This is a genomic window from Paracoccus sp. 228 (assembly GCF_000967825.1).
GTDB classification, from domain to species: domain Bacteria; phylum Pseudomonadota; class Alphaproteobacteria; order Rhodobacterales; family Rhodobacteraceae; genus Paracoccus; species Paracoccus marcusii.
This window is the reverse complement of sequence record NZ_JYGY01000005.1, coordinates 253,487-268,820: the sequence shown is the minus strand read 5'-3', so window position 1 is coordinate 268,820 and position 15,334 is coordinate 253,487. Positions and strand designations below refer to the sequence as shown.

Here is a 15,334-nt window from a genome sequence, read left to right as displayed (position 1 = left end):
GCCCTCAGCGCGACGTCTCGGTCAGGCGCTTCCTGACGTAACCCTGCACCAGGTCGATCATCGGCTTCATGTGGGTCTCGTCGTCGCGGAAGAAATGGTCCGCGCCCTCGATCTCCTCATGGGTGACGGTGATGCCCTTCTGCTCGCGCAGCTTGCCCACCAGGGTGGCGGTGTCCTTGGGCGGGGCGACGCGGTCAGCGGTGCCGTTCACGATCAGGCCCGACGACGGGCACGGCGCCAGGAAGCTGAAATCGTACATGTTTGCGGGCGGCGCCACGCTGATGAAGCCGGTGATCTCGGGGCGGCGCATCAGCAGCTGCATCCCGATCCACGCACCGAAGCTGAATCCCGCGACCCAGCAATGCTTGGAATTGGGGTTCATCGCCTGCAGGTAATCCAGCGCCGAGGCGGCATCGGACAGCTCTCCGATGCCCTGGTCGAATTCGCCCTGGCTGCGGCCCACGCCGCGGAAGTTGAACCGCATCACCGTGAACCCCATGCGATGGAACGCATAGTGCAGGTTGTAGACGACGCGGTTGTTCATCGTCCCGCCATATTGCGGGTGCGGATGCAGCACGATGGCGATGGGGGCGTCTGGCTTGCCGGGCTGAGGGTGGTAACGGCCTTCGAGACGGCCTTCGGGGCCGGGGAAAATCAGCTCGGGCATGGTTGTCCTTCACAGGTCCTGTCGGGTTTCTTGACGCGTGCGCGCATGGCTTCTAGACGGGATATCTGGGCAGCCGGCACAGGTTTGGCAAGAAACATGCTGGGCCGGGCATAGCGCGCGACGACGGCGCGCGTCAATGCAAAGGCAGGCCCAGCAGGGACCATCGGGGGGAAGACGCGCCATGAAACTGTCCACCAAGGGACGCTACGCGATCATCGCGCTGACCGACCTGGCCATCGCCAAGGGGGGCGACCTGACCTCGCTGGCCGAAATCTCGAAACGCCAGGACATCTCGCTGCCCTATCTGGAACAGCTGTTCGTGCGCCTGCGCCGGGCGGGGCTGGTGGCATCCGTGCGCGGTCCGGGCGGCGGATACCGCCTGGCCCGCACCCCCGAGACGATCCGCGTGGCCGAGATCCTGGAGGCCGTGGACGAGACCGTCAGCGCCATGCATATCGGCGCGGGCGCGTCGGGCGGCATTTCCGGGTCGCGGGCGCAGACCCTGTCGAACCGGCTGTGGGAAAGCCTGTCCGCGCATGTCTATGTCTTCCTGCACAATCACACGCTGGCCGACGTGGCGAAGAACCAGCTGCTGCCCTGCCCCGCGCTGCCCAAGATCCTCAACGTCGTGGACGATTGAGGCCGCCCGGGAATTAATTCGACAAATCCTGCATCCGGTCGGCGGTTTCCCGCGTCCCCCGGTCAGAGGCCCGCAAAAGGCCCTGTCCAACGGATGAGGAGAATCCCATGACCCACCTGACCCGTACCCGCGCCATGCTGCTCGGCGGTGCTGCCGCCATCGCGATGATCGGCGCCGTCGGCACGGCCGCCGCACAGGAATGCCAGCAGGGCGCAGGCGGCGCCGGATCGCTGGCCTGCGGCCCGACCGCCATCGCCGAGGGCCCGCTGTCGGTCGCCATCGGCGACAACGCCTCGACCGATGCGACCGCCGTGGACGGCGTGGCCATCGGCGGAGAGGCGACCGCCACCGGCCCCTCGACTACCGCGGTCGGCGGCGAATCGGTCGCGACCGGCCCCGGCGCCAGCGCCATCGGCTGGCAGGCSCAGGCCACCGCGGAACGCGCGCAGGCCATCGGCCACCTGGCCACCGCCCAAGGCGTCCGGTCCCTGGCCGTGGGCGAGAACGCCGACGCGCAGACCGACCTGTCCACCGCCATCGGCAACGAATCCGTCGCCAACGGCGTCGACGCGCTGGCCGTGGGCGACACCGCGGCGGCGAACGGCAACTCGACCACCGCGGTCGGCGGCGAATCGGTCGCGACCGGCCCCGGCGCCAGCGCCATCGGCTGGCAGGCCCAGGCCACCGCGGAACGCGCGCAGGCCTTTGGCCACCTGGCCACCGCACAGGGCGTCCGGTCGATGGCCATCGGCGAGAATGCCGACGCCCAGACCGACCTGTCCACCGCCATCGGCAACGAATCCGTCGCCAATGGCGTCGATGCGCTGGCCGTGGGCGACACGGCGGCGGCGAACGGCAACTCGACCACCGCCATCGGTGGCGAATCGGTCGCGACCGGGCCGGGCGCCAGCGCCATCGGCTGGCAGTCCATGGCGACCGCGGAACGCGCCCAGGCCATCGGCCACCTGGCCACCGCGCAGGGTGTCCGCTCGCTGGCCGTGGGCGAGAATGCCGACGCCCAGTCGGATTTTTCGACCGCGATCGGCAACGAATCCATTGCCAACGGCACGGACGCGCTGGCCATCGGCGACACCTCGGTCGCGAGCGGCACCTCGACCACCGCGGTCGGCGGTGAATCGGTCGCGAACGGCACCGCCGCCACCGCCTTCGGCTGGCAGGCGCAGGCCACCGCCGAACGCGCCCATGCCTTCGGCCACCTGGCAGCGGCCAGTGGCGTGCGCTCGACCGCCATCGGCGAGGCCGCGATGGCCATGGGATCGGGGTCGATCGCGCTCGGCAACCAGGCGGTCGCTGCGGCCGACAACTCGGTCGCCATCGGTGATGGCGCGACCGCAACCCGCGCGAACGAGTTCGTGCTGGGCAACGGTGCCAACACCTATCGCGCGGCGGGCATCGCGTCGGATGCCAGCACGGCGGCGCAGGGCACCCCCATCGGCGTCGTGACCTCGGACGCGCAGGGCAACCTGGCGGTCGACCGGTCGATCGGCGAGAGCATGTCGTCGCTGAACGGCCGCGTGCGCTCTCTGGGCCAGCAGGTAGAGGACAACAAGGAAGGCATCGCGATGGCGATGGCGCTGAACACTCCCTATGTCCCCGAGGACAAGACCTATGCCGTGTCGACCAGCATCGGCAGCTTCGAGGGATCGCAGGCACTGGCCGCGTCGATGGGCTACCGCTTCGATGCGAACACCCAGTTCGACGCGGGCATCACCTATGGCTTCGACCGCAACCAGGTCGGCGGCCGCATCGGCGTGACCTACGCGTGGTAGGCCACGCCGCAACACGGACGGGGACGGCGCATGCGCTGTCCCTGGCCATCGCGATGGCGCTGGCGATGGTCGGCGCCAGCGCCCATGCGCAGGACGTCTCCGCCGAACCGCAGCCCGAACCCCGGGCCGAGGCCCCCCTGGTCGAACCCAGCTATGCCACCGCGCTGATCCGCGACGTGCTGGCGGCGGTGAACCACGGCAACTGGACGGGCAACTATACGGTGCTGCGCGACATCGCCGCCCCTGAATTCGCATTGGCCAACGATCCGACGCGCCTGGCGGGCCTGTTCACGCCGCTGCGCGAGGAACGGCTGGACCTGCTGCAGGCGATGGCCGTCGACCCGGTCATCCTGGACAGCGCGCTGTCCGATACCGGGCAGGAGCTGCGCCTGACCGGCTTTGTCCCGCTGCAGCCGCGTCATGTCAGCTTCGATCTGGTCCTGGGGCTGGAGGGGCGGCGTTGGCTGTTGCTGGGCATCTCTGTCGGGGCGTTCGATCCGATCGATCCGTAAGGCATCTGCCGATTTCGCCGCAGTCCGGTCGTCATCTGTCGGTTCGCACCCCGCACCCCCGCCGGATCACGGCGAACCACCTGCGTGATTGCGGACGATCAGCTCACTGACCCGCTCCTTGGGCCGGCACAGCACGGCGCCATGCGGCGCGAAGACGACCGGCCGTTCGATCAGGATCGGATGGGCCGCCATCGCCGCGATCAGCGCATCATCGGACAGGCCGGGATCATCCAGCCCCAGTTCCGCGAATGGCGTTCCCTTGCGCCGCAGCAACCCCCGCGCCCCGATGCCCAGACGCGACAGCGCATCGCGCAACGCATCCTCGGACGGCGGCGCGGCGATATAGTCGCGCACCTCGGGTGCGATCCCTGCCTCGCGCAGCGCGGCCAGAACCCAGCGCGAGGTGGAGCAGGTCGGCTTGTGCCAGATCACCCAACCCATCTCAGCGCTCGCCGTCCGGGATGGGCAGGGCGCTGGTGGCCTTGATCTCCTCCATCGACAGCAGGGCTGTGACGTTGTGGATCTTCACCTCGCCGATCAGCGATTGGTAAAAGCGGTCATAAGCGCGGGCGTTCCTGACCTGAACCTTGAGGATATAGTCGATGTCGCCCGCCAGACGGTGTGCCTCGACCACCTCGGGCCGCTCGCGCAGCGCGCGCAGAAAGCGCGCGGCCCAGTCGCGGTCATGCTCGCTGGTGCGGATCAGCACGAAAAAGCAGGCCTCCAGCCCCAGCGCCTCGGGGTCCAGGATGGCGACCTGCCGGCGGATCACGCCCGCCTCTCGCAGCTTGCGGATTCGGTTCCAGACCGGGGTCTTGGAGGCCCCCACCCGATCGGCGATCTGGTCCAGCGACAGGCTGGCATCCTGCTGCAGCAGGGACAGGATCTTGCGGTCCACCTCGTCCAGGCGGACAGGCGTTTGGCCTGCGCCCGCATCGGGGGAAATCGGTTCCGGCATGGCGCGCTCCTTGGTCGATCGTCCTTATTTGCCGCGACCACTGTGCAGAATCCAGAACGAAATTCTATATAGAGGTCAGCAAAACCGCGAGGTCCAGTCATGAGCAAATCCTTCCCCCTGTCGGCCGCCCGCCCCGGCGTCATCACCGCGAATGACCTTCGCGAAGGCCACAATGTGTGGATGTGCGCCGACGGCTGGACCCGCGATCCGCGCCAGGCGACCGTCTATGACGACGAGGCTATCGCCGACCTGGACCTGCTGCAGGCCGTGGCGCAATCCGAGATCGTCGTCGGTCCCTACCTGGTCGAGGCCAGGCGCGGTCCCGACGGACCCGAGCCCGTCCATTTCCGCGAGGCCTTCCGCCAGCGCGGACCGTCCAACTATTTCCACGGCATCCAGGCCGATCGGCAAGCCGACGCCCAGAAGACGGAAATCGCCCATGTTTGATATCCGCCCCGTCGAGACCGATTATGTCCGCCAGCGCGCAGCCGAGTTCCGCGCCCAGGTCGCCCGCCGTCTGGACGGCAGCCTGACCGAGGACGAGTTCAAGCCGCTGCGCCTGATGAACGGCGTCTATCTGCAGCTGCATGCCTACATGCTGCGCGTGGCCATTCCCTATGGCACGATCAGCCCGGACCAGATGCGCACCCTGGCCCTGCTGGCCGAGAAGTGGGACAAGGGTTACGGCCACTGGACCACCCGCCAGAACATCCAGTTCAACTGGCCCAAGCTGGTGGACATCCCGGACATGCTGGACGCGCTGGCCGATGTCGGCATGCACGCCATCCAGACCAGCGGCAACACGATCCGCAACGTGACCACCGACGCCTTCGCCGGCGCCGCCTTTGACGAGGCCGCCGATCCGCGCCCCTATGCGGAACTGCTGCGCAGCTGGTCCACCGATCATGCCGAGTTCCAGTTCCTGCCGCGCAAGTTCAAGATCGCCATTTCCGGCGGCAAGAAGGACCGCGCGGTCATCGCCGCCCATGACATCGGCCTGCGTCTGGTGGAGCGGAACGGCAAGACCGGCTTCGAGGTCTGGATCGGCGGCGGCCTGGGCCGCACGCCGCTGCTGGGTCAGGTCGTCCGCGACTTCCTGCCCGAGGAGGACCTGCTGCCCTATGTCGAGGCGATCATCGCGACCTACAACCTGGCCGGCCGCCGCGACAACAAGTACAAGGCCCGCATCAAGATCACCGTGCTGGAGCGCGGCCTGGACGTCATGCGCGCCGAGATCGAGGAGGAATTCCTCGCCCGCCGTCGCGATTTCCACGGCGCCGACCGCGATGCGCTGGCGGTGTTCAAGGACCGCTTCCGCGCGCCCAGCTTCCGCAACGCGCCCGTCGACGGCTATGAGGCCGAGCGTCAGGCGAACCCCGCCTTCCGCAGCTGGTCGGACACCAACCTGCACCAGCACCGGGTCGAGGGCTATGCCAGCGTCGTGGTGACCTTCAAGGCGCCGGGCCAGACGCCGGGCGATGCCTCAGCATCCCAGATGCGCCTGCTGGCCGATCTGGCCGAACGCTTCGGCCATAACGACCTGCGCGTGATGCACGACCAGAACGTGGCCCTGCCGCATGTGCACAAGTCGGACCTGCCGGCGCTGTACGCCGAGCTGCGCGCCGCGGGCCTTGCCACCGCCAATGCCGGGCTGACCAGCGACATCATCGCCTGCCCCGGCATGGATTACTGCGCGCTGGCCACCGCGCGTTCCATCCCCATCGCCGAGGAGATCGCCGACCATTTCCGCTCCGTCGGGCTGGAGGAGGAGATCGGCAACCTGAACATCCGCATCTCGGGCTGCATCAACGCCTGCGGGCATCACCACCTGGGCCATATCGGCATCCTGGGGCTGGATCGTGCGGGCGTGGAAAACTATCAGATCACGCTTGGCGGCGATGCCTATGACATCCCGGCCATCGGCGAGCGCGCGGGCGCGGGCTTCCCCGCCGAACAGGTGGTCCCGGCCATCGACCGGCTGCTGCGCGCCTATCTGGAGGTGCGCGAGGACGCGTCCGAACGCTTTATCGACGCCTATCGCCGTCTGGGTCAGGCCCCGTTCAAGGCCGCGCTCTATCCCGTGGCCGCCGATGCTTGACGGGAACCTGGACACACGCGCGGGGCGGCTGAACGACCGCTATCGCCACCATGCCGCCATCGAGGTGCTGCGCCGCGCGGTCACCGACCCCGATCTGGGGCAGGTGGCGCTGGTGTCGTCCTTCGGCGCTGAATCGGTCGTGCTGCTGCACATGGTCAGCCGGGTCGCACCGGGCCTGCCGGTGCTGTTCATCGACACGCAGATGCTGTTCCCCGAGACCCTGGCCTATCAACACGAGGTCGCGGAGCGGCTTTCGCTGACCAACGTGCAGGTCATCACCGCCAGTGACGCCGAGATCGCCGCCCACGACCCGGACGGAACGCTGCACAAGGTGAACCCCGACGCCTGCTGCGATTTCCGCAAGACGGTGCCGCTGGAACGCGTGCTGTCGGGCTATGACGCCTGGATCACGGGCCGCAAGCGGTTCCAGAACGGCCAGCGCGCCGCGCTGGAGTTCTTCGAGCCCGAACCCCCGTCGCGCCTGCGCGTGAACCCCTTGGCGCATTGGCGCCCCGAGGACGTGCAGGACTACATGGTCGAGAACCGCCTGCCCCGGCATCCGCTGGTGGCCAAAGGGTATCCCTCGATCGGCTGCGCGCCCTGCACTTCTCCGGTCAAGCCGGGCGAGGACCCCCGTTCCGGGCGCTGGCGCGGCCAGGAGAAATCCGAATGCGGCATCCATTTCATCGGCGGGCGCATGGTCCGCGGAAAGGTCTCGGCATGAGCGAGCAGTTGAACAGCGAACCCGTCCTGGCCCGTGACGACGGGTTTCATCCAGTGACCGACCAGCCTGCCGTGGTGCTGGCCCCCGACACCGCCCCCGCGACCTTGGCCGACCATCTTGATCAGCCGCTGATCGGGATCGCGTTTCCGTCCTTCAGCGACGGGCGCGGTTTCACGCTGGCCCGCCGCTTGCGCGAGCTGGGCTATACCGGTCGCCTGCGCGCGACGGGGCGGCTGATCGCCGATCAATACGCCATGGCGCGCCGCGTGGGCTTTGACGAGGTCGAGGTCGCCCCCGACATCGCCGCCCGCCAGCCCGAGGATCAGTGGCTGGCCCGCGCCGACTGGAAGGCCTGGGACCATCGGGCGCAGCTGGCCGGCTGACCCTTTCACCCTCGCGCCCCTTCGATTAGACGACAAGGATTGCAACAATGACGCTGGATCTGCCCGTGACCGAGGCCGCCAAGATTACCGTTCCCGACGCCCAGACCGTGACCTCGGTCACGAAATGGACCGACAGCCTGTTTTCGTTCCGTGTGACGCGGCCCGCCTCGCTGCGCTTCCGGTCGGGCGAATTCGTGATGATCGGCCTGCCGGGCGACAACGGCAAGCCGCTGCTGCGGGCATATTCCATCGCCTCGCCCAACTGGGACGACGAGCTGGAATTCTATTCCATCATCGTTCCCGACGGGCCGCTGACCTCCAAGCTGCAGCACATCAAGCCGGGCGACCAGATCATCCTGCGTCCGAAACCCGTAGGCACGCTGGTCCTGGATGCGCTGCTGCCCGGAAAGCGGCTGTGGTTCCTGGCCACCGGCACGGGGTTCGCGCCCTTTGCCAGCCTGATGCGCGACCCCGAGACCTATGAGCGGTTCGAGCAGGTCATCATGATGCATACCTGCCGCACCGGTGAGGAGCTGGTCTATGGCGCCGAGCTGGTGAACAACCTGCGCCACGACCCGCTGCTGACCGAGATCTATGGCGACGATTTCGCCCAGCGGCTGAAATACTACCCGACGACGACGCGAGAGCCCTCGCCCTTCATGGGGCGCATCACCGACAACCTGACCTCGGGCAAGGTGCTGTCGGATCTGGGCCTGCCGCGCATCGATCCGGCACAGGATCGCGCGATGATCTGCGGCAGCCTGGCGTTCAACGTCGACGTCAAGGCGGTCCTGGAAGGGTTCGGCCTGAACGAGGGCGCGAATTCCGAGCCGCGCGAATTCGTCGTCGAAAAGGCCTTTGTCGGCGACGGCGTCTGACGTCGTTTCTATCGAATCGCCCCATGGGCCGCGCCGTTTCGGCGCGGCCTTTTGCATGGCGCACCGCCGCCCATCACGCGATGGTCACGGCAAGTTTGGGAACCCTTGGCGCAAGTGCCTGTTAAAGCACCAAAGACAGTCATTCGATTTTCCACAAGGAGCGTCTCATGCGCCGGATTATCCATAACACAACCGCCATCGCGGCCTGCCTGTCGCTGATGGCGCCGCATCTTGCGATGGCCCAGACCGCAATGCCTTCCCCCGATCAGGCGGCTCCCCAGAACCTGATCCTGGCGCAGGCCGCGCCCGAAGGTCAGGTCCCGCCCCCGCCCGCAGCCCCCGGCGAGGAGGGACCGCAGGACGGTGCCGACCTGAACCAGGCCCAGAACCCGCCGCCGGCGGAGCCCGCGCCTGCGGAAGAGCCTGCGCCCGAGCCCGCGCCAGTCGAGGAACCCGCGCCGGAAGCCCCGGCCGAGGCGCCCCCTGCCCCCGAGGAAGCACCGGCCGAAGCCCCGGCGGAGCAGCCTGCCGAGGCACCTGAAGCAGCGCCCGCGGCAGAGGCGGAGCCTGCACCTGCCGCAGAACCTGCTCCCGCGCCCGCGGCAGAGGCCGCCCCGGCTGCCGAGCTGGCGCCCGCCGCAGAGCCCGCGCCCCCGGCGGCACCCGAGGCAGCAGCGCCCGAGGCCGAAGCCCAGCCGGCCCCTGCGGCCGAACCTGCACCGCAGCCTGCACCGGATGGCACCCCGCCGCCGCCCGCACCTGACGCGATGCCGGACCAGGCGCCCGAGGCCCGCCCCGCAACGCAGCCCGATGCCGCACCCGCGCCGAATCCGAACCGCGCCGCCGAGCCCGCCGCAGAGGCCCCGGCCGCCGGCGATACCGCGCCGCGCGCCAACCCGCAACGTGAGGTGCCTCCTGCCGCCGACGCTCCGGCGGAGCCGCGTCCGAACGCACGCCCTGCCGCGCAGAAAGACCAGCAGCCGGCGGATGCCACTGAACAACCCGTCGGAAGCGACCTCGACGCCCTGACCGAGCAGTTGCGCGCGCAGGAGCAGGGCGAGCAGCCCGCAGCCGACCCGGCCGCGACGGCCGATGCACCTGCGGAACCCGCAGCGCCTGCGGCTCAGGGTGGCCTGACCCTGGCGACCGGTGCAACGCAGGTCGAACGCGCTGGCGCCCTGCCGGGTCTGGCCGGAGTGCTGACGCAGGAGGTTCAGGGTGGCCTGGACACTTCGGCGCTGACCTGTCTGGACGGTAGCGCGTTCCCCTGCGCGGATGGCGGTCGTGCGATGACCCCGAACGGCGTCGTCGTCGAGACCAATGAGGCGGGCGAGCTGCGCCTGGCCCCGACCGAGGCGCAGATGTACCGCGTCGGCCAGAACGGAGAGATGATCCGTCGCGCCGCCGAAGAGGACACCGTTGAGACCGAGGCATCGCGCGAGGCCGCTCAGGCGACCACACCGGCCACCGCGGCGGCGCTGGACGCAGCCGATGGATCGGGCGAGATCACCGAGCAGCAGGTGACCGAGGAAAACGCCCGGTCGTCGTCCGAGGACTTCACCACCAGCCTGCGCGATGCGCTGGCGGGCGCCACCGGTCAGCCTGCACCGCAGGCCGAGGAGGAGGACGACGACAACCGCCTGCGCAACGCTCTGCTGCTGGGTCTAGGCGCCGTGGCTGTCGGGTCCTATCTGAACAACAACCGCCAGGTTGCGTTGTCCGCGCCGGACCGCGTCGTTGTCACCCGCGCCGATGGCAGCCAGGAGGTAATCAAGGACGAGGTCGCCCTGCTGCGCCAGCCCGGCTCGACCGTGCAGACCGAGAACTTCGACGACGGTTCGTCGCGTACCATCGTGACGCGTCAGGACGGCAGCCGCGTTGTGACCATCCGTGACGCGAACCTGCAGGTTCTGCGCCGCACCCTGGTCAGCGCCGACGGCACGACCACGCAGCTGATCGACGACACCGCCGACGTGCAGCCCGTCGATATCGGCGCCCTGCCCGCCCCCGCCCCCGTCCAGACCGGCAATGCGCCCCTGAACGAGGATCAGCTGCGCGAGGCCCTGCTGCGCGAGGCGAATGTCGACCGCCGATTCACGCTGTCCCAGATCCGCAACATCCCCGAGGTGCGGGCGCTGGTGGCGCCGGTCAACATCGACGCGATCACCTTCGATACCGGCTCTGCCGCGATCCGGTCGGATCAGGCGCAGCAGTTGCAGGGTCTGGGTCGTGCGATTCAGGACCAGATCGCCCAGAACCCGCAGGAGATCTTCATGATCGAGGGTCATACCGATACGGTCGGGTCGGACGCCGCCAACCTGGCGCTGTCGGACCGTCGTGCGGAGTCGGTGGCGCTGGCACTGACCGAGTACTTTGACGTGCCGCCGGAGAACCTGGTGACCCAAGGCTATGGCGAGCAGTTCCTGCGCGTCCGTGCCGAGGGCGACATCCGCGACAACCGTCGCGCCTCGGTCCGCCGGATCACCGACCTGCTGGCGCAGTAAGCGCACCCTCGAAACGACGAGGGCCCCGGCATCGCGCCGGGGCCTTTTTCACGTCCTGCCCTCAGTCCGCGGCCAGGAAACCGCCGGACTGGCGATGCCACAGCCGGGCGTACAGGCCGTCGCGTTCCAGCAGTTCGGCATGGCTGCCCTGTTCGACGATCCGGCCCTGGTCCATGACCACCAGCCGGTCCATCGCGGCGATGGTGGACAGGCGATGCGCGATGGCGATGACCGTCTTGCCCTGCATCAGTGCCTCCAGCCGGGACTGGATCGCGGCCTCGACCTCGCTGTCCAGGGCGCTTGTGGCCTCGTCCAGGATCAGGATCGGCGCGTTCTTCAACGCGACCCGCGCGATGGCGATGCGCTGGCGCTGGCCGCCCGACAGCTTGACGCCGCGTTCGCCCACATGGGCATCCAGTCCCTGCCGTCCCTGGCTGTCGGACAGGGACGGGACGAACCCGTCCGCCTCGGCCATGCGCAGGGCGTGGTCGATCTGATCCGAGGTCGCGTCGGGGCGGCCATAGGCGATGTTCTCGCGCACCGACCGGTGCAGCAGCGAACTGTCCTGCGTGACCACGCCGATGGCCGCGCGCAGGCTGTCCTGGGTCACCTGCGCGATGTCCTGGCCGTCGATGGTGATGCGCCCCGCGTCGATGTCGTGAAAGCGCAGCAGCAGATTGATCAGCGTCGATTTTCCCGCGCCCGACCGGCCCACCAAGCCCACCCGTTCACCGGGCCGCAGATGCAGCGTCAGGTCGTCCAGCACCGCCATCGGCTGCGCCCCCGCAGCACCGCCATAGCGGAAGGTGACGTTGTCGAACCGCACCGCCGCCGGACCGGGCAGCAGCGGCTGCGCCCCCGGCGCGTCGCGCACCTCTCGTGGCAGGGACAGGCTGGTGATACCGTCGCGCACGGTGCCGATATTTTCGAACAGGGCGGCGAATTCCCACATGATCCAGTGCGACATGTTGTTCAGCCGCAGGGCCAGCGGCACCGCGATGGCCACCGCCCCGACCGCGATCAGCCCCTGCGTCCACAGCCACAGCCCAAGCCCGGCCACCGCCGCGACCAGCCAGACGTTCAGCAGGTTCAGCACCATGTCCTGCAGGCTGGACAGGCGCATCTGCGCGTGGACGGTGCCCAGGAACCGGTGCATGCCCTGGTGCATCCACGCCTCCTCCCGGTCGGAATGAGAGAACAGCTTGACCGTCGCGATGTTGGTATAGCTGTCGACGATGCGTCCGGTCATCGCACTGCGGGCATCGGCCTGCTCCTGCGCCACGCGGCCAAGGCGCGGCACGACATACCACAGCAGCGCGCCGTAGGCCGCGGCCCAGACCAGGAAGGGCAAGGCCAGACGCCAGTCCTGGCTGGCGGCCAGCACCATCGCGCCCAGGAAATAGATCAGCACATAGCTGCCCACGTCCATGATCTTCATGGACACCTCGCGCACGGCCAGCGCGGTCTGCATCAGGCGCTGCGCGATGCGGCCCGCGAATTCGTCCTGGAAGTAGCCGACCGACTGGCGCAGCAGCCAGCGATGCGCCTGCCAGCGGATGCGCTGCGGGAAATTGCCCATCAGCGACTGGTGCAGGACCAGCGATGTCACTACGTTCAGCGCCGGCATCACCACCAGCAGCACCAGCGCCATCAGCGCGATGCTGCCGCCATGACGGTCCCAGAAGACCTCTCGCGGGGTGTCTGCTAGCTGGTCGATCAGCTGGCCCAGCCAGCCGAACAGCGCCACCTCGATCAGCGCGATCAGGCCCGATCCCACGGCCAGCAGCACCAGCCAGGGCAGCGTGCCGCGACTGTAATGCAGCACGAACCGCCACAATCCCGACGGGGGCATGGTCGGGGTCTGGTCGGGATAGGGGTCGATGCGTCGTTCGAACCAGGCGAACATGGGGATGTCCTCCGCTGCTGAAGGGGCCGCAGTGCTGACCCGGACCGCCCGCAAAGTCAAGCGCGCAGGGGCGATCTTTGCCACCGCGATGGAACGGGGCGGGCCGGGGATCGTTGGTCATCCAGCACCATGAGAAAGGCCGTATCATGACCATGAATTCCCTCAAGGACCTGTATCTGGACCAGCTGCAGGACCTGTATTCCGCCTGCAAGCAGTCCATGCCCGTCGTGACCGAGATGGGTCGCGTCGCCAAGTCGCGCGAACTGGCCGAGGCGCTGATCGCCGGCAACGAAGGCATCGCCCGCGGCATGGAGCATCTGGCGACCCTGTGCAGCCAGCACGGCGTTGACCCCACCGGAGAGCACTGCAAGGGCATGGAAGGTCTGGTGACCGAGGCCCGCAAGCACGCGCTGCAGGCCGATTTCGGTGATGACGACGTCCGCGACGCGGCCATCATCACCCAGTATCAGCGCCTGACCCATTACGCGATCGCGGGCTATGGCTGCGTGCGCAGCTTTGCCAACCGCCTGGACCTGGATGCCGATGGCGGCGTTCTGCAGGAATGCCTGGAGAGCACCCGCGACGGCGACAAGCACATGACCCGCATCGCCGAGGGCGGCGTCAACCAGAAGGCCGCCAACGGCTGATCCACTATGACCGCCCGGAGGACATCCCCGGGCGGTCGTCTTTTTCAGATCGTGCCTGCGGCCATTTCCTTGGCGATATGGTCCGCCTGACGGATCGCCAGCGCGACGATGGTCAGGGTCGGGTTTTCCGCCGCGCCCGTCGTGAACTGGCTGCCATCGGACACGAACAGGTTCGCGATGTCGTGCGTCTGCCCCCATTTGTTGACCACGCCGTCCTCCGGTCGCTCCGACATGCGGTTGGTCCCAAGGTTGTGCGTGGACGGATAGGGAGGCGTCGACAGGGTCCGCGTGGCCCCCATCGCCCGGTACATCGCCTGCCCCCGCTCATAGGCGTGATTGCGCATCGCCACGTCGTTGGGATGGTCGCTGAAGTTCACGTTGGCGACCTTCAGGCCGAACTTGTCGACCGTGTCCGACAGGGTGACGCGGTTCGTCTCCTGCGGCATGTCCTCTCCGACGATCCACAGCCCGGCCATGTATTCGTACTGGTCCAGGGCGGTCGTGAACTCGCGCCCCCACCGTCCTGGGTCCAGGAAGGCCGCCATGAAGGGCAAGCCCAAGGCCAGGGTCTCCAGCTCGTATCCGCCGACGAAGCCGCGGGAGGGATCGTGGCGCGCCTCGTCCTGCATGATGCCGGCCATGGTCGTACCCCGCCACATGCGCACGGGTTTTTCGAAGATGCCATAGACCGACCCGGTCGTGTGGCGCATGTAGTTGCGTCCCACCTGACCGCTGCTGTTGGCCAGACCGTCGGGGAACATCTCGCTGGCGGAATTCAGCAGCAGCCGCGGGCTTTCAAAGCTGTTGCCCGCCACTGCCACGATGCGCGCGGCCTGGAACTGCAGGGCGCCGTCCTTGTCGAAATACTCGACCCCTGTCACGCGGCCCTGGTCGTTGTGCAGGATGCGGGCCACATGGGCGTGGTCGCGGACCTCAAGGTTGCCGGTCGCCTCGCCCTTGGGGATGTCGGTATAGGCGGCCGACCACTTGGCGCCCCATTTGCAGCCCTGGAAACAGAACCCCGTCTGCTGGCAGGCCGGCCGTTCGTCATTGTCGATGCTGTTGATCGCCATGCGCCCGGTCGAGACCTCGGTATAGCCGATGGCCTTGGCCCCCGCCTCGAACACCTTGTAGTTGTTGCTGCCCGGCAGGCCCGGAAAGTCGCCGGTCCGGGTGACGGCCAGCTTGGCCTCGGCCTTCTCGTACCAGGGCGCCATCTCGGCCGCGTCGATGGGCCAGTCCAGAAGGTTCGCCCCCTCGACCGCGCCATAGGTGGTCAGGGCCTTCCATTCATGTTCCTGGAACCGGATCGAGGCACCCGCCCAATGGGTCGTGGTGCCGCCAACCGCCTTGACGATCCAGGCGGGCAAGCCGCTGAAATCCTTGGCCACGCGCCAGTCACCGCTGGTCGTGCGCGGATCGGTCCAGGCCAGCTGGCCAAAGCTTTCCCATTCATCGTTGATATAGTCTTCGGGCAGATAGCGCCCGCCCGCCTCCAGCGCCACGACCTTGACGCCCTTCTGCGCCAGTTCGTTGGCCAGCACGCCGCCGCCCGCGCCGGTGCCGATGATGACGACCACGCTGTCGTCGGTCAGTTCGAATTTCGCTGCCGTAGCCATGATCCGCC

Annotated in this window: 15 protein-coding genes; 10 read left to right on the top strand and 5 right to left on the bottom strand. The window is 68.2% G+C overall.

The features are described from left to right. Positions 1-4: 4 nt before the first annotated feature. Positions 5-667, bottom strand: a complete 663-nt coding sequence (locus tag SY26_RS16225) for an alpha/beta hydrolase (RefSeq protein ID WP_045981433.1) — start codon at positions 665-667, stop codon at positions 5-7. A 181-nt stretch (positions 668-848) separates the two neighbouring features. On the opposite strand from SY26_RS16225, the gene SY26_RS16220 reads away from it, so the two are divergent. The 3 genes from SY26_RS16220 (at position 849) to SY26_RS16210 (ending at position 3,609) form a co-directional block, all read left to right on the top strand. After that, entirely contained in the window at positions 849-1,307 is a 459-nt protein-coding gene (locus tag SY26_RS16220; protein ID WP_045981432.1) for an Rrf2 family transcriptional regulator, read from the top strand. Between the two features lie 107 nt (positions 1,308-1,414). Then, complete coding sequence (locus SY26_RS16215; RefSeq protein WP_052715332.1) at positions 1,415-3,097, top strand: YadA-like family protein; 1,683 nt, start codon at positions 1,415-1,417, stop codon at positions 3,095-3,097. After that, the gene (locus SY26_RS16210) at positions 3,091-3,609 is read left to right on the top strand and encodes a hypothetical protein (RefSeq protein WP_052715331.1); all 519 of its coding nucleotides are present in this window, start codon (positions 3,091-3,093) and stop codon (positions 3,607-3,609) included. The genes SY26_RS16215 and SY26_RS16210 overlap by 7 nt, the downstream gene beginning before the upstream one ends. Before the next feature lie 66 nt (positions 3,610-3,675). Here SY26_RS16210 and arsC read toward each other — a convergent pair whose 3' ends face one another. Together arsC and SY26_RS16200 are read right to left on the bottom strand one after the other, a co-directional pair. Next, complete coding sequence (gene arsC, locus SY26_RS16205) at positions 3,676-4,050, bottom strand: arsenate reductase (glutaredoxin) (RefSeq protein WP_046001355.1); 375 nt, start codon at positions 4,048-4,050, stop codon at positions 3,676-3,678. A gap of 1 nt (position 4,051) precedes the next feature. Next, the gene (locus SY26_RS16200; RefSeq protein ID WP_045981429.1) at positions 4,052-4,567 is read right to left on the bottom strand and encodes an Lrp/AsnC family transcriptional regulator; all 516 of its coding nucleotides are present in this window, start codon (positions 4,565-4,567) and stop codon (positions 4,052-4,054) included. A gap of 99 nt (positions 4,568-4,666) precedes the next feature. On the opposite strand from SY26_RS16200, the gene SY26_RS16195 reads away from it, so the two are divergent. From SY26_RS16195 to SY26_RS16170, 6 genes are all read left to right on the top strand, one after another. Then, positions 4,667-5,014 (top strand): DUF2849 domain-containing protein, encoded by a 348-nt coding sequence (locus SY26_RS16195; RefSeq protein ID WP_046001354.1) that lies wholly within the window; start codon positions 4,667-4,669, stop codon positions 5,012-5,014. Further along, on the top strand, positions 5,007-6,665 hold the full coding sequence (locus tag SY26_RS16190; RefSeq protein ID WP_046001353.1) for a nitrite/sulfite reductase: 1,659 nt from the start codon (positions 5,007-5,009) through the stop codon (positions 6,663-6,665). The genes SY26_RS16195 and SY26_RS16190 overlap by 8 nt, the downstream gene beginning before the upstream one ends. Continuing rightward, a complete protein-coding gene (locus SY26_RS16185; RefSeq protein WP_046001352.1) occupies positions 6,658-7,389 on the top strand; it encodes a phosphoadenylyl-sulfate reductase in 732 nt (243 codons plus the stop codon). Before SY26_RS16190 ends, SY26_RS16185 begins: the two co-directional genes overlap by 8 nt. Next, entirely contained in the window at positions 7,386-7,772 is a 387-nt protein-coding gene (locus tag SY26_RS16180; RefSeq protein WP_046001351.1) for a DUF934 domain-containing protein, read from the top strand. The genes SY26_RS16185 and SY26_RS16180 overlap by 4 nt, the downstream gene beginning before the upstream one ends. A gap of 47 nt (positions 7,773-7,819) precedes the next feature. Then, on the top strand, positions 7,820-8,650 hold the full coding sequence (locus SY26_RS16175) for a ferredoxin--NADP reductase (RefSeq protein ID WP_046001350.1): 831 nt from the start codon (positions 7,820-7,822) through the stop codon (positions 8,648-8,650). 167 nt (positions 8,651-8,817) lie between these two features. Next, the gene (locus SY26_RS16170; RefSeq protein ID WP_046001349.1) at positions 8,818-11,154 is read left to right on the top strand and encodes an OmpA family protein; all 2,337 of its coding nucleotides are present in this window, start codon (positions 8,818-8,820) and stop codon (positions 11,152-11,154) included. A 61-nt stretch (positions 11,155-11,215) separates the two neighbouring features. Here the strand turns inward: SY26_RS16170 and SY26_RS16165 are convergent, their stop codons facing one another. Continuing rightward, positions 11,216-13,060: an ABC transporter ATP-binding protein gene (locus SY26_RS16165; RefSeq protein ID WP_046001348.1), complete on the bottom strand. Its 1,845-nt coding sequence runs from the start codon at positions 13,058-13,060 to the stop codon at positions 11,216-11,218. 146 nt (positions 13,061-13,206) lie between these two features. Here SY26_RS16165 and SY26_RS16160 point away from each other — a divergent pair, with 146 nt between their 5' ends. Next, entirely contained in the window at positions 13,207-13,707 is a 501-nt protein-coding gene (locus tag SY26_RS16160) for a ferritin-like domain-containing protein (RefSeq protein ID WP_046001347.1), read from the top strand. Positions 13,708-13,751: 44 nt separating this feature from the next. Here SY26_RS16160 and SY26_RS16155 read toward each other — a convergent pair whose 3' ends face one another. Further along, a complete protein-coding gene (locus SY26_RS16155; protein WP_046001346.1) occupies positions 13,752-15,326 on the bottom strand; it encodes a GMC family oxidoreductase in 1,575 nt (524 codons plus the stop codon). Positions 15,327-15,334 lie beyond the last annotated feature (8 nt).

Excerpts from the sequence above, each read along its gene's own strand:
- SY26_RS16225 (WP_045981433.1), bottom strand. The coding sequence starts at position 667 with ATGCCCGAGCTGATTTTCCCCGGCCCCGAAGGCCGTCTCGAAGGCCGT.
- SY26_RS16220 (WP_045981432.1), top strand. The coding sequence starts at position 849 with ATGAAACTGTCCACCAAGGGACGCTACGCGATCATCGCGCTGACCGAC.
- arsC (WP_046001355.1), bottom strand. The coding sequence starts at position 4,050 with ATGGGTTGGGTGATCTGGCACAAGCCGACCTGCTCCACCTCGCGCTGG.
- SY26_RS16200 (WP_045981429.1), bottom strand. The coding sequence starts at position 4,567 with ATGCCGGAACCGATTTCCCCCGATGCGGGCGCAGGCCAAACGCCTGTC.
- SY26_RS16195 (WP_046001354.1), top strand. The coding sequence starts at position 4,667 with ATGAGCAAATCCTTCCCCCTGTCGGCCGCCCGCCCCGGCGTCATCACC.
- SY26_RS16190 (WP_046001353.1), top strand. The coding sequence starts at position 5,007 with ATGTTTGATATCCGCCCCGTCGAGACCGATTATGTCCGCCAGCGCGCA.
- SY26_RS16185 (WP_046001352.1), top strand. The coding sequence starts at position 6,658 with ATGCTTGACGGGAACCTGGACACACGCGCGGGGCGGCTGAACGACCGC.
- SY26_RS16180 (WP_046001351.1), top strand. The coding sequence starts at position 7,386 with ATGAGCGAGCAGTTGAACAGCGAACCCGTCCTGGCCCGTGACGACGGG.
- SY26_RS16175 (WP_046001350.1), top strand. The coding sequence starts at position 7,820 with ATGACGCTGGATCTGCCCGTGACCGAGGCCGCCAAGATTACCGTTCCC.
- SY26_RS16170 (WP_046001349.1), top strand. The coding sequence starts at position 8,818 with ATGCGCCGGATTATCCATAACACAACCGCCATCGCGGCCTGCCTGTCG.
- SY26_RS16165 (WP_046001348.1), bottom strand. The coding sequence starts at position 13,060 with ATGTTCGCCTGGTTCGAACGACGCATCGACCCCTATCCCGACCAGACC.
- SY26_RS16160 (WP_046001347.1), top strand. The coding sequence starts at position 13,207 with ATGACCATGAATTCCCTCAAGGACCTGTATCTGGACCAGCTGCAGGAC.
- SY26_RS16155 (WP_046001346.1), bottom strand. The coding sequence starts at position 15,326 with ATGGCTACGGCAGCGAAATTCGAACTGACCGACGACAGCGTGGTCGTC.